The 18,243-nt window shown below is 47.6% G+C and carries 13 protein-coding genes and 1 pseudogene; 12 read left to right on the top strand and 2 right to left on the bottom strand.

The genetic code is table 11. The features are described 5' to 3' along the window. Positions 1-41: 41 nt before the first annotated feature. The 7 genes and pseudogenes from AC58UW_RS02415 to AC58UW_RS02385 form a co-directional block, all read left to right on the top strand. A pseudogene (locus AC58UW_RS02415) lies at positions 42-371 on the top strand (phosphotransferase-like protein); the annotation flags it as partial. 131 nt (positions 372-502) lie between these two features. Further along, complete coding sequence (locus AC58UW_RS02410; protein ID WP_497419121.1) at positions 503-715, top strand: helix-turn-helix domain-containing protein; 213 nt, start codon at positions 503-505, stop codon at positions 713-715. A gap of 157 nt (positions 716-872) precedes the next feature. Next, a complete protein-coding gene (gene msrA / locus AC58UW_RS02405; RefSeq protein ID WP_497419120.1) occupies positions 873-1,394 on the top strand; it encodes a peptide-methionine (S)-S-oxide reductase MsrA in 522 nt (173 codons plus the stop codon). 222 nt (positions 1,395-1,616) lie between these two features. Continuing rightward, entirely contained in the window at positions 1,617-2,756 is a 1,140-nt protein-coding gene (locus tag AC58UW_RS02400) for a response regulator (RefSeq protein ID WP_497419119.1), read from the top strand. 240 nt (positions 2,757-2,996) lie between these two features. After that, positions 2,997-7,928: an S-layer homology domain-containing protein gene (locus tag AC58UW_RS02395; protein ID WP_497419118.1), complete on the top strand. Its 4,932-nt coding sequence runs from the start codon at positions 2,997-2,999 to the stop codon at positions 7,926-7,928. A gap of 164 nt (positions 7,929-8,092) precedes the next feature. Further along, a complete protein-coding gene (locus tag AC58UW_RS02390) occupies positions 8,093-8,893 on the top strand; it encodes a polysaccharide deacetylase family protein (protein ID WP_497419117.1) in 801 nt (266 codons plus the stop codon). Positions 8,894-8,959: 66 nt separating this feature from the next. Further along, positions 8,960-9,259 (top strand): DUF6509 family protein, encoded by a 300-nt coding sequence (locus AC58UW_RS02385; RefSeq protein WP_497419116.1) that lies wholly within the window; start codon positions 8,960-8,962, stop codon positions 9,257-9,259. A 95-nt stretch (positions 9,260-9,354) separates the two neighbouring features. Here AC58UW_RS02385 and AC58UW_RS02380 read toward each other — a convergent pair whose 3' ends face one another. Beyond that, positions 9,355-10,488 carry a GGDEF domain-containing protein gene (locus AC58UW_RS02380; protein ID WP_497419115.1) on the bottom strand — a complete coding sequence of 378 codons (1,134 nt, stop codon included), beginning with the start codon at positions 10,486-10,488 and terminating at the stop codon, positions 9,355-9,357. A 172-nt stretch (positions 10,489-10,660) separates the two neighbouring features. Between AC58UW_RS02380 and AC58UW_RS02375 the strand changes: the two genes are divergently transcribed. The 5 genes from AC58UW_RS02375 to AC58UW_RS02355 all read left to right on the top strand — a co-directional run bounded on the left by AC58UW_RS02375 (position 10,661) and on the right by AC58UW_RS02355 (position 17,177). Then, positions 10,661-11,830 carry a glycosyltransferase family 4 protein gene (locus AC58UW_RS02375; protein ID WP_497419114.1) on the top strand — a complete coding sequence of 390 codons (1,170 nt, stop codon included), beginning with the start codon at positions 10,661-10,663 and terminating at the stop codon, positions 11,828-11,830. Between the two features lie 20 nt (positions 11,831-11,850). Then, a complete protein-coding gene (locus tag AC58UW_RS02370) occupies positions 11,851-13,128 on the top strand; it encodes a metallophosphoesterase family protein (protein WP_497419113.1) in 1,278 nt (425 codons plus the stop codon). Continuing rightward, a complete protein-coding gene (locus AC58UW_RS02365) occupies positions 13,125-16,358 on the top strand; it encodes an AAA family ATPase (RefSeq protein ID WP_497419112.1) in 3,234 nt (1,077 codons plus the stop codon). The genes AC58UW_RS02370 and AC58UW_RS02365 overlap by 4 nt, the downstream gene beginning before the upstream one ends. A 72-nt stretch (positions 16,359-16,430) precedes the next feature. Beyond that, positions 16,431-16,715 carry a hypothetical protein gene (locus AC58UW_RS02360; protein WP_497419111.1) on the top strand — a complete coding sequence of 95 codons (285 nt, stop codon included), beginning with the start codon at positions 16,431-16,433 and terminating at the stop codon, positions 16,713-16,715. A gap of 30 nt (positions 16,716-16,745) precedes the next feature. Beyond that, positions 16,746-17,177, top strand: a complete 432-nt coding sequence (locus tag AC58UW_RS02355) for a hypothetical protein (protein WP_497419110.1) — start codon at positions 16,746-16,748, stop codon at positions 17,175-17,177. Here the strand turns inward: AC58UW_RS02355 and AC58UW_RS02350 are convergent. Next, positions 17,118-18,158 (bottom strand): YkvI family membrane protein, encoded by a 1,041-nt coding sequence (locus tag AC58UW_RS02350; RefSeq protein WP_497419109.1) that lies wholly within the window; start codon positions 18,156-18,158, stop codon positions 17,118-17,120. The genes AC58UW_RS02355 and AC58UW_RS02350 overlap by 60 nt on opposite strands. Positions 18,159-18,243: the final 85 nt, after the last annotated feature.

Below are 18,243 nucleotides of genomic sequence, written 5' to 3'. Positions count from 1 at the left end.
GAGTTTTTCTAAATGGAACTTCAAGTTCTGGAAAGACCTCCATATCAACTGAACTGATAAATTAGAAAGAGATTCCTTTTTATCATTTATCAATTGATGATTTTTTTAATAATTACAATGATTTTATTAATAATAAATTTCCAGATGAACCTCCAAGAGAAATAGATCATCAAGTTGTCTCACAAATACTTGATGATTCCATTATTTCAGTGTACCATTCGACAATTAAATTGTTATCAGAATTGGGTTTTAATGTAGTAGTAGATACCGTAATCAACAATGACAAAAGGTTCAATGAGTTTCTTGATCAATTTTTCGATCAGCCCACGTTATTTATAGGCGTTACAATATATGAAGAAAAACCATTGAAATGAATTTACAAAAGTAAATATTACTAACGAACTTTATTTTCCACTTTTACTGAACAATTCTTGAAAAAATCATTTAACTAACGAACTTAATTAAATTACAGCATTGAATGAAAATGATGAGCACGAAGATCATGGCTAACACAGATGCTTTTATTAAGGCTAGAGTTGTCAAAGGTTACTCACAGCGAGAACTGGCGCGACATTCGGGTTTAAGTCATGCATATGTCAGTCTGCTAGAACGAGCGATTAAATCGGTAGGGCCCTCCACTGCGAAGAAATTAAGCGATCTGCTCGGTAAGGAATTGGAAGAGCTGTTTCGAATAGAGATGCAGCCGAGATCATAGTGAACTCCTGGATTAGCCATTCATTATTTATAATGATTGGTTTTTTTGTTTTACCTGAAAGATAGTTGATGTAAAATGGACTTATTTAACGTAAATAACTATAATAAATATCTATACAAACAACGCTATCATACATGATGGTGAAAGGAGTAGACCTATGATACAAAAAGCGACTTTTGCCGGCGGCTGTTTCTGGTGCATGGTAAGTCCATTTGAAGAACAACCAGGCATTCATGGTATTGTGTCTGGTTATATGGGCGGTACCGTGGAGAATCCAACGTATGAACAAGTGAAGACTGGGGAAACCGGTCATTTGGAAGTTGTCGAAATAACGTTTGACTCGGCCATCTTCCCATATGAGAAACTGCTCGAGTTATATTGGCCTCAGATAGATCCTACCGATGATGAAGGGCAGTACATTGATCGCGGTAGTCAGTATCGTACAGCTATTTTTTATTACAATGAAGAGCAGCATAAGCTTGCATTAAAATCGAAAGATGAGCTTGGGCAAAGCGGACGTTTTGATAAGCCGATTGTAACGGAGATCAGGCCGGCAGCTACTTTTTTTTCTGCAGAAGAGTACCACCAGAATTACCACATCAAGAACCCAAAGGAATATAAAGAAGAACGGATTTCCTCTGGGCGCGATGCTTTTGGTGAAAAATATTGGAATAAGTAATTATATCCGCCTGTAGGAGGGTACAAAAGCTGTAACAGCGCATTTCCTGTTACGGCTTATTGGTGCTTGGGAAGCGTAAGCAATAGGAAGATGATGGATAATCCAAAAGTCCTGAAATTATTTTAAAAAACAGGTATAATGACCTATGAATCCTTTCTGAATAACGGAATGAACATATAAAAATGAAGCGTTTCAAATAGATTCCGAAAAGAGGTGATGAGTATGAGAGTGCTCATAGTTGATGATGAGCCACTAGCTCTAAAGAGTATCGAACAATTACTTGAACAGCATGAGGGGATTGAGATTGCAGCTTCCGTATTAGATCCCAGAGAAGCTCTGATTCTGTGTGGCCAGATCAGAGTGGATGCTGTTTTTCTTGAGGCGGTAATGCCTGAGATTGGTGGTATGGAGTTGGCTGCGAGGATATCTGTGCTACAGCCCGATGTGCAGATCATATTCGTTACGGCTTTTGAAAAGTATGCCGCTCAGGCATTTGAACTGCATGCCTTAGACTACCTCTTGAAGCCTGTCTCGGATAACCGTTTGGCCAAAACAATAGAAAGATTGCGTAGAGCGTTAGCTAATTCAGGACGCCTCCCCGTACAAGTAAACCACTATACGCAGCTTGGATGTCTCGGCACACTGCATTGGAAGAAATCATCCGAAGAGATCCGCACTTTTACTTGGCGTACAAGCAAGACACAGGAACTATTCATATTTCTGCTGCATCAAAGGCGTGGGCCAGCGATTCGCAAGGAGACCATACTTGACGTACTGTGGCCGGAACAAGATCCAGTCCGCGCAACAGTACAACTGCATACGACCGTATATCAAATTCGTAAAATGCTGAAAGAACAAGGGCTTGCCATCCAGGTTGTTTATGAGCAGGAAGGCTATCGTCTGCAGCTCAATGATATTCGCGCGGATGCGGATGTGTGGGAACAAGAGTGTGCCACAGTACCGGTGCTAGATACTGCTTCCATAGAAACGTATAAACAATTGCTTGCTATGTACAAAGGGGACTATTTCGCGGACTCCCCGTTTGAGTGGTTGGAAGGGGAACGGGAGCGTTTGAGGCAGCTCCGGTGGCAGTATCTCCAAAAGTTTGCTGATTTTTGCCTGGCGCAGGAACTTTTGCCGGAAGCGGGGGGGGCCTATCAGCAGATGAAAGAACATTTTCCGCTTGTCGAAGCCGGATATTGGGGTCTTATGCAGGTTCATCAGAAGCTTAACAACTATGCGGAAGTTAAACAGCAGTATGACATGCTGCGGGCTCGACTTGAGGAAGAGCTGGGCATATTGCCAAGTTCGGAGATAAGGGAATGGTTTGTTCATGTGTTTGAACAGAGACAGCACACATAATCCAACAAAATCCGCCAGGAATGGCGGTTTTTCTGTTTTTAAAGGACTTTAGTCCTATTTTTTTGTCGAATGTTCAGATTTTGTTCAGTGAAATGTGGTTTAATGTCGAAAAGAAGATGTTATTCCTAGGACTAAGGTATCATCTTTTGGGTATTTACATAGGTCATTGCCACCAATCTGGGATAGGTTGATGCTGCGATTTGTAAAAAACAAATTTATATCGGGTAAGGAGAACGAAAGATGAAGAAAAGATTGTTTAGTAAGCCGTTCTTGTCTCTAGTTGCGGCTTCTTCTATCGCGGTAAGTGTGCTGCCACAGGCGGCGTGGGCTACCCCGGTACCTCAAGATGGCTACACATCATTTGTAACCACTGACAATTGGGGGGGCGGAAGTGAAGGGGACGAGCCGAAAGATAATGATTTGGACTCGTATACCCCCTCTCCGTCAGATAGCAATGACGGTGGTGATATCCGCAAAAAGTATGATCCAAGTAGTGGCTCGATGATCAAAAATGGAACGGCTGTGAAATACCCATTTGAGTTCAAAATCCCTGTTCCTGCGGAGAACTTGCCGCATACGAGCGCTTACTTATTAATTCGCGCTTATGATGTGGATGAAGAATCAGGAGAATGGGATCGTGTGTACCTCTCCAATACTCCTTTGGCACTCACAGCCAATTCAAACCTTCCAAATGGGTACACGGAGCCTGAATCATGGGGAAATACATATAAAAAGAGTTTCCCGCTTGCTAATTATGTTGGAGCCCTTTCAGGAAACAACGTTAAATGGAATACAACTGTTTTTAAATTAAATCTCAATCAGGTAAGCGCAGGAGATAACTACATAGGCATATCTGTTCATTCCAATCCAAAGGTAAGCAGCTTTAACAGCGGATGGGAGACAACGATTGATTGGGGACAACTGATTCTGGATGGCGGCAGCCGCACAACTGGCGAGATGAAGGATGTCAATATTGGAGTTGTTAATGGCAAAGTAACGGTAAACACGACCGTACAACAAAACGGGGAAGGTAATAATTTCCTAATCGAGGCTAACATTATTGATAAAGCCGGGAACAACATCGCGACGGAAGTTCTAAAGGTTCCAGAAGAAAATGACGGAAGACCGCTGCAAATTCAATTAAACAACCCTAATATTGATGCGAGCAAAGAATATACCGTTAATATTATTTTGTTCGATGAAGAGCCGGAAACAACGGGTCCGAATGCGGGCGTGTCAGGGTTAGTGGTTCCAACCAAAGCAGAGCATATGTATTCTATTTCTACGATTCAACCGAAGGTCGGAAATATTGCTAAGACAGGATTTCAGTATGATCCGACAGCGTTTCAGGCGAATGATTTCAAAAACCAGTATTTCGTTAACAACAACGTCGCCTACGGAGAGAATCTTGAGAAAATTCAAATCAAGTCGCTTCCTTCAGCAAGCATAGGCAAGCTGCAGTTGAATGGTACAGACATAGTCCTCAATCAGGAAATCCTCAAGGGGAATTTGGGACAGCTTAAGTTCGTGCCTGTTGCTGCTGGATTTACGGGCACAGTTACTTTTGACTGGAATGGTAATAACGGCACGAAATACGCGGATACCGATGCGACTGTGACAATTACAGCCAACGCAGCGCCTATCGTAGAGAACATTAGCAAGAGCGCAAATAAAGGCTCCGAGATCCCTTTTATCACAAGTGATTTCGAACTGGCAACCCAGGATAGCGATGCATTGACAAAAGTGAAAATTACAACGTTGCCTACAACGGGGACGCTAACTTGGAACAACACCAATGTAACCGTTGGACAGGAAATTCCAGCAGCAGAATTAAATAAATTGAAATTCGTGCCTGCTGAAGGTCAAACCGGTGGAGTATCTTTTGAATGGAATGGATTTGACGGCAATCAATATGCCAAGGATGCGAAGCTTGTTCTGATTACGATTAACACGCCTCCGACAGTAAGTCTACTACAAAAAGCAGGACTAACAGGAGAAACCATTCCTTTTTTCGAAAATGACTTTGTTAGCCATTATCAAGACGCCAACTCGGATGTTATGACCAAAGCCACGATCACTTTACCTAGCGGCTTTGACCAAAAAGGTAAGCTATGGTACACCGATGTTACGACGGCTGTCTATCTGCCAGCGGGGAGTTCAACTGAATTAACTGGTGTTAATCTTGATTCCTTGAAGTTCTCACCTTCAGCAGAGTTGCCGAATGGTAGCAGTGTGACGTTCAATTGGTCAGGCTTTGACGGGAAACAATATGCCGAGACGGCAGCAGCTGTCACTATTTCTTATAATGGCAAGCCAATTGCCGAGCCTCAAACAGTGAAAGCTGAACAAGGTAATCCATCCATTCTGATATATGTAACGGGGAATGATCCAGAGACTATAACGGGACTAGTGTATGGTATCGTGTCTCAACCGGCCAAGGGAACTTTAACTCCGACTAGTGTGCCTGGTATCTATACGTTTACGCCGAATGCTAATTTTGAATATGGAAAAGATAGCTTCACGTTCACGGTAACAGATGCTGATGGTCAAGTCAGCCAGCCGGCGATTGTGACGATTCAAATCAACCGTACATTAGATGGTTGGGTTGGCAACAAAGAGCAAAGCGATATGACTACAGTGAAAGCTCTGCCTGGTGAGCCACTCAAGTTAAGAGCGGTGAGCTCGCTGCTAGCTGATCAAGTGACCGCAACCATTAATGGAGCTGTCGAATCGTTAATGCTTATGAATGCAGGCACAGCGGTGGCTGACGGATACAAACTATGGGAGAAAACAAACTTCGTGCTCCCACAAGAGACACACGCAGGCAGTTACGCAGTTACTTTCTCATCTGTACAAGGCAGTACGCCGCTGCCGGCAGAGACTGTGCTTGCCAATAACCGCTTTGAGGTTATTCCTGCCATATTGAAGCTAACAGCAAATCCGGAAAAAATCGTCGGAGACGGTAATTCCAAGACTGAGCTTCAAGCTTTGTTGACGGATGAGGATGGAAATCCAATTCAAGGGGTAGAAGTCACATTTACTGCCCCAGTAGGAATCGGTTCGTTCGTTGGCTCGAATAAGGCGATTACTAATTCACAAGGGCTTGCTGCTGTTACTTACAAGTCATCCAAGATAACCAGTGATATGGAACAAAATGTCCCTGTGAAAGCCAATGTGCACGATATAGAACGCAGCCTATCGGCAGAAGATGAAATTCAAATTGTTTTCCAGCCGGCTGTCATTAGTGGTGTCATTACACAAGGCGGTACAAATCAGGTTGTTGCTGGCGCTACTGTAAGAATTACGCTTGATTTGAACGGCGATCATGTCATTGATGCTGAACATGATTTTATCCGTACGGTTGTTACAGATGAGCATGGTGCTTATTCCGTTCCTGTCCCCCAAGGCGACAAGGTATACGATTTGGAATTCACGCAATTAGTTAATATCGGAGGAAACGCAACACCGATAACCTATAAGCAAAAGGCTGAGGTAGGCACAATTACTGGTGGTGGCAACGAGGAGTTTAATTCTGTCAAAACAGTCACAGGTATTGTTCTATTGAAGTCCTCCTCAGGTGAGTCGAATATGCTTAGTGATGAGGCCAAAGGCAAGACGAAAGTATATTTGAAAGATCAGTTTGGCAATTACACAGTGGCTCCGCTGCAAGCAAATGGTGTATTTAGTGCTGAGGGCTTAACCATTGGCTCCTATAGCATGGAAGTGCGCTACGAGTTAGCGCAAGGGCAGGAAATCGTTATTAAGCGCAGCAATGTTACCGTGCTCTCCAATGGGGAGATGAACATTGCCGAGGAGTTGATTGACCCTTATGGTACAGTAACGGACGCCGTTACAGGTGCTGTAATTCCAGGAGCGAAGGTGACTCTGTATTACTCCAACTCCACTAGGAACGGTGTGAAAGGCGGTACCAAGGTTACGCTTCCGGCTATTCCTGGATTTGATCCCAACGACAATGCAAGCCCAGAGCAAAATACAGATGTAAATGGCTTATATGCTTACATGGTTTATCCGAACACCGACTATTACTTGGTAGTCGAAAAATCAGGCTACGAAACGTATGTGAGCCCGATGATTCCCGTAAATGCAGATATCGTTAGACATGATATTAAAATGAATCGTCCTTCATCCGATAGCGTGTATATAGCGCCATCCCAAAATCCTGTGACTTTGAGTCTTTCTGTCGACAAGAATCAGGTGGAGGAAGGCACATCTTCATCCATCCTTGTCGATTATAAGAATACGGATAACTTCTCGATTAATGATGGGGCTATTACGTTACAACTACCTGCCGGTCTGGAAGTCATAGACGCAGATGGAGGTAAAGTCGATGGCAATACGATTACTTGGAAAATAACAGATCTAGCAGTTGGAAAAAGCGGTAACTATACGATTGTGGTCAAGTGGCCGCAATTAACCGAAGCTAATAAGGAATTTGATATTCCTGGCGTGTTTAAGGCAGGGCCAGCAGACAGCAGGGAAGCAAACTCGGATGTGAAAGTTAATGTGTATTCGAACCGTTTCGGGAATTTGCAGCATCAACGGTATATTCTTGGATATCCAGACAAACAGTTTAAACCGAACAATTCCTTGACTCGTGCTGAGCTCGCAGCCATTGTTGCAAGACTGACCGAGAACCAAACGTTGAATGACTCGCTTCCATACAAAGATGTCTCTAATAGCCATTGGGCAGCTAACTACATCAAAATTGTTACGAAGCACAATTATTTTAGCGGTTATGCAGACGGCAACTTCCGGCCAGAGGCGCCGGTGACACGTGGCGAACTAGCCTCCGTTATGACTCGTTTCTTGAAGTTGAGCGTTAGCGATCCAACGAACCTCCACTTCACGGATGTCAAAGAGCATTGGGCTGCCGCAGCCATTGAGCAATTGTATCGCTGTAAATTCCTTTCCGGCTATCCGGATGCGACATTCAAGCCGAATGAAGCGATTCGCAGGGTAGAAGCGGTGACGATGATCAACCGTATGCTGTACCGTGGACCGTTAAAAGGAGTCAATGCCTTATTCCCTGATGTCAGTTCTGATCACTGGGGCTTTGGCGACGTACAAGAAGCAACCTTCTCCCACGAAGCTACTCGAAATCTGGATGCTAGCGAGCAGTGGAAGTCGAACCTGAAAGATGATGTTCAGTAAGTAGAGAAAGCAGGGGCCGATCGGGGTGCCCTGCTTTTTTTTGTTTGGATAAAGCGATGGTGGAGCCTTATATTTGGGAACTAAGCGGAATTCACTTGCAGAAATCGGACAACCCTAGGTAAAATATGGTAGTAACTTTATTACGTACTTATGGGGGGAAAGCAATGCGTATTCGCAATGACCGATTTCCTGGCGGGGTTCACAAAGCCCTGACCCTTAGTTATGATGACGGAAGAGTGCATGACCGTAGACTCGTGGGGAAGTTAAATGAATACGGGATCAAAGGAACGTTCCACTTGAACAGTGGTTTTTTGGGCAAAGAAGGCTATATTTCAGCGGAAGAAGTTGCTTCACTTTTCACAGGGCATGAGGTCTCGGCGCATACGGTTGATCATCCCTTTCTGGAGCAATCTCCGACTGATCAAATAGTCACGGAAATCGTGGATGACCGCAGAGCTTTGGAGTCGCTAGTTGGCTATCCCGTCAGGGGGATGAGTTACCCTTTTGGAACACACAGTGATCGTGTAGTTTCACTACTGCCTGCTCTCGGCATTGAATATGCGCGAACCGTAGCCAGTCACGGGAAATTTCAACTTCCGGACGATTTTCTAAGGTGGCATCCTACCTGTCATCATAAGCAGATGATGGAGTACGGAGAGCAGTTTGCCAAGCTTGAGCAAAGGCACACACGCATGGCCCTGTTCTATGTATGGGGACATAGTTATGAATTTGAAAACGATAACAATTGGGACCTTATTGACCGTTTTGGAGAGATGATAGGCGGGCACAGCAACATTTGGTATGCAACCAACACAGAGATCTTCACCTACTTACAGGCTGTGGAACAGTTACGCTACTCGGTTGATCGCCATCTTGTTCATAATCCCGCAGCTACTTCCGTTTGGATCAGTGTGGAGGGGGACTCGGTCGAAATTCCCGCGGGACAAATCGTGAAGCTGATCTAAAGCATGTGTGCGATTCTTCCCATAATCAGGTATACTATAGCCTGCAGAAGAAAAAGGGGGGATACGATGTTTACGATTACGAGCTATACAGTTGAAGTGATCAAAGATCCGTTCGGTATTTTGAGCGGACGACGATACGAATTTCTCATAGATATCGAAGTTGAGGAAGATGATGAGCTGTATTCCGAAAGCGGGTTGTACATTCGTGCGATCTATAACGTTGAAGAAGGCAAATCAGGTCTATTGAAATACGAGCTTTATGAGAAAACGACGCAAGTGTACCTGGATTTTGATCTTGAGGATGATGAAGTCGCGGCAGTAGATGCATTTTGCAAAGCGCATGTGCTGGAAGCGGACGACGAGTAGAAGGAATAGAGTGAGTAAAGGGCTGTCTCCGGGTCATTTATGGACCTTGGGGACAGCCTTATTTAATCTTGTTTTTCAAGAGGGATCAACGGCCTTTAATATTTAACGACCTTGTTTTTCCCGGTTGTTTTGGCCTTATACATGGCCTGATCCGCTTGCTTGATAAGCTCTTCGGCGCTTACGCCGTTTTTGTATTTGCTGTAGCCAATGCTGGCGGTAACAATGGTTTCTTTCTCAATCCGGCTGCGAACGCGTTCCGCGAACACATCCATTTTGACACTCGGATCAGTTACCATCACGACCATCTCTTCTCCACCGTACCGGCCAGCAATGCCGCATTCCTCGGCTTCATCCTTCATAATTTGCGCCACTTGCTTGAGCACATCGTCGCCCATCTGGTGACCCTTGGTATCATTTAATTTCTTGAAATTGTCAATATCGCTGAACAAAATATAAATAGGAAGATGCCTCCCTACATACTGCGAAACACGATTATAGAAAAATTTGCGGTTATACAAGCGAGTTAGTCCGTCCGTGATGGATGAATTATAGATGGCTTGCATGAGCTCAACGACACGATCAAACAGCATGATAAATAATAAAAAGTAAAAGATGATCGGCAAAATATTGCCCGCCAAGGTGAGCCAAATCTGATCATTGCCATACATATACACATTGATTAAATGACAGGTTTGGATGAAGAAAAAGATCGTAAGCGCCCACTGATACTTCGCTTGTTGACCGATATAGGGAGGTATCATGTAAAAACACAGAAAGATTAGCACGAAAACATAAAGCTCAAGACCAATGTCTTGCAGCAGTCGAACCTGCTGAATCGTTCCATTGTACATTTGAGGCACACTAAAATGAAGAATAGAGACAACGAATCCCATAATGATCAAACCATAGAAAAATATGTACTGTTTGCGGTGCGTTCGGTTGTATAATTGATAAACTCCAAAATTTAAAAGTACGAATGAAACAATTTTCAGCATTAACAGCACGTACGACGTTAAGCTTGTATCTAATGCTGTGAGCAAAACGTATATCTTAAGCAGGTAATGAATGCCAACGAGAATAACGGAGAAGGTCATCGACATGTAGCCTTTTTTGCGGCGATCGAGAAACAATCGAAGAGAAATGACGAACATTAGTGTCACAATGACCAATACAATAGCATTCGATAATAATGAAGCTAAATCACCGAACAAGAGATCAACAGCTTTCATGTGTTCCCCCAAATCCCCTATTTTTCGACAAGATGTGATTCTATTATAAAGGAAAATGAGAGAGAGGGATAGAATCGTTTCGAGTGGCATGAAGTTGTTCTCTTTTCTATTCGGCGCACACAAGTTACAATAAGAAGGTAAAGCTCAAGGCTTTGGGAGAGGGGCTCATGCAATGAACATCTTGCAAGCATTATTTTTCCCACCGGAACAACCGGGTGGGGTGTCATCCATGGTTCCCTATATATTGGACCGATTTAATAAAAAGGGATGGGAAATGGAACTCTTTTCGCTGCCAAAAAGGATTCGTAATAAAGGCACAGAGGAAGTGGAATTCGTCACTTTCGATTGGCGGAAGTATGCCGGTAACCCGATCGTTGATAAATATATACAGACTTACAAGGACTACGTTTGGTGGACGAAGCTGCGTGTGACCAAGAAGTATGACATTATCCATGCCCATCATCCTATTGCAGCCATGGCGATGAAGCAAATTTATCCGGAAACACCCGTGATTCTGACCATTCACTCCAGCTTTGAGAGAGAGCTTGTGTTGAACGGGCGCATCAAAGAGAATGGGGTGGAGCATCAGTTCCTTACCCAGATTTATGAGGAGCTTGAAACGAAGGTCGATCAGATTATCACGGTGTCGAATTCGTTCAAACAATATATCGCCGAGTATGTGCAGGATAGCGAACGGATTGGCGTGATCCCGAACGGTTTTGATGAGAAACGTTTCCGCCCGATTTCCCATGAGAATGCGGTAACGCAATTCATTACGGTGTGTCGTCTCGTACCTGCGAAAGGGCTGGATACCCTGCTGATCTCTTGCGGAGAACTGAAAAAGCGCGGACATCCCTTTGTTTTACATATTATTGGGGATGGACCAAGCCGGGAAGAGCTGGAGAAACTCGCCATTCAGCAAAATATTTATGAAGAAACGATTTTTTATGGCTATATGCTGCATCCAGAAGAATTCATGCCGTTCTTTGATGTCTTCGTATTGCCGTCGCGCGCGGAAGCATTCGGTTCTGTATTTGCAGAAGCAGCGTTATGCTGGCTAGCTTTGATTGGGACTGATGTCGGCGGGATTGCGGAGCAAATCGAACATGGACATAACGGTTTGCTTGTGCCTGTTGGAGATGCATTAGCGTTAAGCCACGCTTTGGAGAAGGTGGTCATTGATCCAACGTTCCGATACAACCTAGCGCGTACCGCCTGGGAAAAAGCGAAGAAAACCTATTCGTTGAATCGTGTTCTACGCCAGCTGAAAAGTGTTTATGAGAGCTATCAAATAGAGGAACATACAAAGGTAAATAACGAAGAGCAGAACGAAAATAGCTAAAGCAGGAAGGCGTTAGAGACATGAAACGACTGCGGTTTATGCATGCCGCCGACTTGCATCTGGATTCCCCGTTCAAAGGCATGTCGGCGCTGCCTGAACGAGTTCGTGAGCGCATGCGAGAATCAACATTTGGCGCGCTCAAGGAGCTCGTCGCGGCAGCTGTTCAAGAGCAAGTGGATTTTGTACTTATCAGCGGGGATGTCTACGATTTGTCGGATCGTTCCCTTCGCGCGCAAATTCGCTTTCAGAAAGCGTTGGAGCAATTAGCTGCGCAAGGAATCCCTACTTATATCATTCATGGAAATCATGATCCGGAGGATGGACGTGCCGCAAAGCTGGTTTGGCCGGCAGACGTCCATTTTTTTGCGTGCGATCAAGTGGAGACGCTGACGGTAACGAAACCGGATCGAGGTATCATTGCACAGATTCATGGGATATCCTACCGCAGTGCAGCGGTTATGGAGAACTTAGCACTGAAGTTTAAGCCAGGTCACGAAGATGCGGCTCAAATTGCTCTTTTACATACGAATGTCGATGGTGACCCGGCTCATGATAATTACGCCCCATGCAGCAAACAGGATTTGCTGAAAGCTGGGATGCACTATTGGGCCTTAGGCCACGTACACACAAGAAATGTACTTAATGAGCAGCCGGCAATTGTGTATCCGGGGAACCTGCAAGGACGAAATATTAGGGAAATAGGGCCGCGCGGCTGTTATATCGTAGATCTGTCGGAAAATGGGCGAGCGGATCTCGTGTTTCGTGCGCTAGATCAGGTGCGCTGGTTCCAGCAGCGGCTGTCTGTTGCCGGCATGCAGACAGAGCAAGAATTAAAGGACAAGATCGGCGACCAACTTGAACGGGTTAGGGCTGAAGCGGACGGACGCGATGCTGTCGTCCGTATTATTTTGGAAGGGCGCAGCGCGGTCTCCAGCATGCTCCGCAAAGGGCGGTTGCTGCAGGAACTAATCGCTGAGCTGCGGCTGGACGAAGCAGAGCGAAGCCGCTTCGTCTGGATCGAATCGATCGAGGACCGAACGGCAAGTGAGCTCGATCTGGAGCTACTACAGCAGGAGAAGAGCTTTCTTGGCGATCTCCTGCGGATTTCAGCTGCGCTGCGCGGCGACGACGCCGCGCTGAAAGCGTTCGCGGGCGAAGCACTCGCCGCGCTGCAAAGCCTGCCGCAGTCAGCCGGAGATCCGGCTGCGGCTGATCCCGACCGGCTGCGCGAATGGCTGCGCGCCGCAGAGGAAATGGCCGCGGATCTCCTATCCGCGGATGGGGGGTGGCCTGGATGAAGATCGTATCCATCCAGGTAGAGGGCTTCGGCAGCCTGCGGCAGCGGCAGCTTGACACGGACAGCCCGCTGGCGCTGTTCTACGGCGCGAACGAAGCGGGCAAGAGCACGCTCATGGGCTTCGTCCGCGCGGTGCTGTTCGGCTTCCCGACCCGGCAGAACCGGTCGGAGCGCTACGAGCCGCTGGGCGGCGGCGCCCATGGCGGCGCATTGACCCTGCAGGATGAGCAGGGTCAGCTCATTCGCGTCGAGCGCTACGACGCGCCCGCCGCAGGCGGCAGACGTGCCTCTGCGGGGCACGTTAAGGTTACCCTCGGTGATGGCACCACCGGGGGAGAAGAGCTACTGAACACGCTGCTGGGCGGCCTATCGGCCGACCTCTTTCGCAGCTTGTTCGCTTTTGGTTTAACCGAGCTGCAGGAGCTTCGCACCCTGCAGACGGACGAGCTCAGCGGCTATTTGTATAGCGCTGGGCTTGGTGTAAGCGGCTCGGCCATCATGGAGGCCGAGCGCAAGCTGACGGCGCAGGCCGACGGCCTGTACAGACCCCGTGGGCGCAATCAGGAGATGAATCGTCTCCTGAAGGAGCTGGAGGGTCTGGAGCAGTCGCTGCGCCGCAGCCGTGACTTGGCAGCCGGTTACGACGCGCTGCAGGGAGAGCGCCGCTCCGCGGAGGAGCGCATTGCTGCGCTGGAGCAGCAGCAGGAGGCGCTGCGCGCGGAGCAGCTTAGGCTCAGCCTGGCCGGCAAGGCGCGCAGCGGATGGATCCGGCTGCGGCAGATCGGCCAGGAGCTGGCGGCGCTGCCGGAGCTGGCAGGCTTCCCCGAGCGCGCCTCGGCGAGGCTGGACGCGCTCGAGGCGGAGCTGGAGCGCCTCCATGCGGAGCGCGCAAGGCTCAGCCTGCGGCAGCAAACGCTAGCGGATCAGCTTGGCGAGATCCGCATCCAGCCTGATGTGCTCACGCATCAGACGGAGCTGAATCATTGGCTGGAGCAAGCCGCCACTTATGAAGAACAGAAGCGCAGTTTGAACGGGCTGCGCGTGGAACAAGAACACGGGCGCGCGCAAATTGACAGACTGCTGAAGCAAATAGACGCTGCGGACGGGGAAAGCCAGATGGATATTGGCGCATTTGCGGTGTCCATCTCCCTTCGCGAGCAGATTCGATCTTTCAAGGAACAGTTCCACAAGTGCCGGGCGGATGAACTGCGTGTTCGAACAGAGCTGGAAAGCCTGGAGCAGCAGCTCCTGCGTGCCGAAGATACGATTCGCATCCTGGAAACCGATGTACGGTTAGCTCCATCATTTCCAGGAGGGATCGACCCTGGAGCGGCGCTGCAAAGAATCGCAAGAGATTATGCGCAGTGGCAGCTTCTGGTCAGGGAGGTTCAGCATCACAAAGAGCGGGAAGCTGTGCAGAACCAGTACAAGCTTAGTCTGGAGGAAGCGGCGAAAGCAGGTAAAGCTGCCTCGCGGAAGCTTCGAAAGCGTATGGTGCTTTTAATCGGCGTATTGGCAATTCTTGCCCCTATTCTCTTGGCATGGCAGAGCAGCTGGGTAATGGCTGTTTGTGCGTTCGTGCTATTTGCTGGCGCTGCACTCTATGTCCAGTTCGGCGATCGCTCGGCTTCGGATAGCCGAGCTTCCCGGACAATGACGGCGTCTTCCGGCCAGGAGTCCTCGCCAAATGAAGCGATCATTCGCAAACTTCTTGACTTGGAGCGGCGTTTGCAGGAACAAATTACAGCGTACATGGAATCTAGTCAGATGCAGAGTGGCTTTAACGAAGCTGCGGCAGCATCTGCATTCCACCCTTCGCAGCCGATAGGCCGTGCCGACTTGCACTCTCTTACTAGCTTCCAGCCACAGTTAGATGCCTGGTTGAGAGAAGCGGAGAACAACAAGCAGCAGCTTGGCCAGCAGCAGCGCAAGGTGGAAAAGCTGCAGGATGCGAAGGAAATGCACGAGTCCCTTCAACACCAAGAAGGGCAACGAGGAATTTTATATGAACAGCACGTAGCGGACTCTGAGCAGCTTCAGAGGGATTGGAGCAACTGGCTTCAATCCCTTGGTTTAAGTGGGCGATTGTCCCCTGATGCCGCTATGGAAACGATTCAGACGATTGAGCAGGGGCAGGAAAGTCTCCGTCAGCTCCATAAACTGGAAGAAAGGCTGGCTTCCTTGTTAAGAAGTGTAGAACAATATGAAGAAGCTATCGTATTGCGGCTTCAGTTATCTCCTGGACAAGAGCCTTTATTTGCGCTAAAAAGCTGGAAAGAGCAGGAGCAAGAGCAGCTGAAGCTGCTTGCAGCGCGAAAGCATAGCGAAGCGCTTTATGCAGAGGTTGCAGATGAGCTGCAGCTTCTGGAAGCTGCCGAGCAACGCACGCGTGAGCGGCTTGCCTTCTTGCTGCAGGATGCCTCTGCCGCAGATGGCGAAGCGCTGCGCTTGCAGGAAAGAGAGCAAGAGGAGCGCAAGAAGTTGACAGAAGAGCAGAAGCTGCTGGAATCTTCGCTTGAGGCTTTGCTTAGCCGCGCGTCGCTTGCCAGTTATACGCAGCTGCTCGAGACGCAAGGGGAAGCAGACATGGCTTACCGCATGGAGACTCTTGAGCAGCAGATGGCGGAAACGGCAAACTTAACGAACGAACTCCGCGAAGCAGCCGGCAAGCTGACAGCATACATCGAACAGCTGGAGCAAGGCTCCGAGCAAGCCGACGGCCAACTTCAGGCTGAAGCTTTTCGGGCTTCGATTCGGGAACAGGTCGATCAATATGCGGTGGCTTCCTTTGCTTCCCTGCTCATGAAGAAAGCACGCGAGATCTATGAGCAGGAACGACAGCCTGGTGTGCTTTTACGTGCATCCGATTATTTGGACAGAATGACGAATGGAGCGTTCACTCATGTCAAAGCGCCTTTCGGAGAACAACGTCTTGTTGCGGTTAGATCGAATGGGCAGTCCGTGGACACGAGTCAACTCAGTCGGGGAACTGCGGAGCAGCTCTATCTATCGATGCGCTTTGCGCTTGTGGAAGAATACGCAGGCAAAGCGGTATTACCGATCGTCATGGATGATATTCTCGTCAACTTCGACGAGGAACGGATGGAGAGCTGTCTACGTGTGCTCGCTGATTTAAGCAGCAGGCATCAAGTACTGTTGTTTACCTGTCATGGGCATGTGCGGGATGCGGCAGCACGCGTTATTCCCGAATACCAATTAATAAACTTGTAGAACGGTTGCCTGCATGACATGAGAACCCGTTCAAGATCATATAAGTTGAAGAAAAAAGCTGGAGGAATCAAAGTGGAACCAGGAAGCGAGAAGAAGAAAGAGCATCGAGAAATGACGTACCAGGTTGGTTGGAAAAAAGGGAAAATCGAGTGGAATGAAGGGGCAGCGGAAGCGTTATCCGTTAAATCACTTAAGCCGGCTGAAAGTCCGGAGGAGGCAGAAGTGAGACGGCTTCAGCTCCTGTGGAAACCAGCGATGAAACTTCCAAGCTGGATGCTGTTTCCTCTTCTATATGCGCTTCCGGTTCTTTGCTTTAGTTTAACGCTTATCCTCATTTATGGTCTGCGGCATGGATAGTCGACAATTAGGAAGGGGGACTTCTTAGGCATGAATATGCTATTAGCGATAATTGGCGGATTTCTAGGTCTTTTTGTAACGGGTGTTGCTATTTATACGGCTTGGATGATCCATCAGCTTTGGCGCCAGCAGGCTGCAGCGTCAAAGGCACTCAGCCAAGTGGAGATTGCAGTGAGCTATTTCTCACGCTGGACGATAATGGATTATGCGGTGATCGGACTGTTTATCAGTGGTTTGTTGCTGCTGTTAGCTCAGCTATTCGCGATCCTGCGCGATCAAACGGCGACGACTGCTAATTTTCATTTTGCCTATTTGCTCACTGGCCTTATTTTATGCGCGATGGGGATGCTCCTATTGATGGTCCGTTTGATCGTCGTTCTCGGCTTCGCCCAGACAGGGGTCTTACACCGCACGTTTACGGTTGCGCCAGATCATCAGCACGAGCCAGACAACGCTAATTAAGCCAAATATAGGGTACAGAGCGGCAAGAAGCGTTTTAAAACCAATTTGACTGACCAGATAACTAAGTCCTAGGATGCTGAGCAGCAATAACTTAGGGGGTAGTTTCGTACGTTGCTGCAACTGCAAGGACAGGCCATACGCATCGGCAATAAATGTTGTGAAAATCTCTCCGTAAATAACGAGCAAATACGCGATTTGCGGGACAGAGCCCAGCCTGTTAATGATATTCCCCATTGGAATCTCATACTGCGCAATACCAGGCATTTGCGCTGAAAGCGCATAGTGGGCGGAGAGGAGCAGCAGTCCAATGCCAGCTCCTCCAATAAGCCCGCCCCAGTAAAGTTCTGAACGCTTCGAGATGGAAGCTCCCATCGGCACCAGAACGGCTTGTGCCATAGCCAAATTGAAGGCTGTATAGAGAAATGGGGCGAACCATATTTTACCGAGTGAATCATCCGTTGTGATCCGCAGCCAATTTCCCGATGATGGTGAATGCCACGTATAGACGACGATAACCACGCTAAAAAGCAGCATGATAGGAACGACTATCGAGTTGACTGTCATAATGGCTCCAATGCCTCGCGATAAGACGAGATAGGAAAGCACCAAGGTGACCAAAAGTCCAGTCTGATAGGACAGATGAAGCTGCTCCTCAAATACAGTACCGCCACCGGCAAGCATAACAGTTGTTATTCCGAAGAGAACAATCATAGTAAACAAGCTGATCCAATTCCCTATTTTCGGTCCAAAAATGACCCGGTTCAAATCCTCATAAGATGCGGCTTTCAATGTATGAGCCATTAGCATGAGTTTAATGCCAATCCATATAAATAGGACGGTGGATAAAGCGATCGTTAATGTAGCTATCCATCCGTAGCGCGTAAAAAATTGCAAAATCTCTTGTCCAGAAGCAAAACCTGCTCCAACGACAGTTCCGATATAGGTAAAGGCAATACGGACGATCTGTGACCCTTTTCGCATGGATTGCCCCGCTTTCTTTCGTTTGGTATAGTACAAGGTATGTTCGCGAAGACAGTAGCATGACTGCAACTTGGGGCAAGCCATC

Source organism: Paenibacillus sp. J22R160, from assembly GCF_059692135.1.
This window is presented reverse-complemented; position numbering and strand designations above follow the sequence as displayed.

What these genes read in the sequence shown, in the direction of transcription:
- AC58UW_RS02410 (WP_497419121.1), top strand. Translation starts at nt 503, where the DNA reads ATGGCTAACACAGATGCTTTTATTAAGGCTAGAGTTGTCAAAGGTTAC.
- msrA (WP_497419120.1), top strand. Translation starts at nt 873, where the DNA reads ATGATACAAAAAGCGACTTTTGCCGGCGGCTGTTTCTGGTGCATGGTA.
- AC58UW_RS02400 (WP_497419119.1), top strand. Translation starts at nt 1,617, where the DNA reads ATGAGAGTGCTCATAGTTGATGATGAGCCACTAGCTCTAAAGAGTATC.
- AC58UW_RS02395 (WP_497419118.1), top strand. Translation starts at nt 2,997, where the DNA reads ATGAAGAAAAGATTGTTTAGTAAGCCGTTCTTGTCTCTAGTTGCGGCT.
- AC58UW_RS02390 (WP_497419117.1), top strand. Translation starts at nt 8,093, where the DNA reads ATGCGTATTCGCAATGACCGATTTCCTGGCGGGGTTCACAAAGCCCTG.
- AC58UW_RS02385 (WP_497419116.1), top strand. Translation starts at nt 8,960, where the DNA reads ATGTTTACGATTACGAGCTATACAGTTGAAGTGATCAAAGATCCGTTC.
- AC58UW_RS02380 (WP_497419115.1), bottom strand. Translation starts at nt 10,488, where the DNA reads ATGAAAGCTGTTGATCTCTTGTTCGGTGATTTAGCTTCATTATTATCG.
- AC58UW_RS02375 (WP_497419114.1), top strand. Translation starts at nt 10,661, where the DNA reads ATGAACATCTTGCAAGCATTATTTTTCCCACCGGAACAACCGGGTGGG.
- AC58UW_RS02370 (WP_497419113.1), top strand. Translation starts at nt 11,851, where the DNA reads ATGAAACGACTGCGGTTTATGCATGCCGCCGACTTGCATCTGGATTCC.
- AC58UW_RS02365 (WP_497419112.1), top strand. Translation starts at nt 13,125, where the DNA reads ATGAAGATCGTATCCATCCAGGTAGAGGGCTTCGGCAGCCTGCGGCAG.
- AC58UW_RS02355 (WP_497419110.1), top strand. Translation starts at nt 16,746, where the DNA reads ATGAATATGCTATTAGCGATAATTGGCGGATTTCTAGGTCTTTTTGTA.
- AC58UW_RS02350 (WP_497419109.1), bottom strand. Translation starts at nt 18,158, where the DNA reads ATGCGAAAAGGGTCACAGATCGTCCGTATTGCCTTTACCTATATCGGA.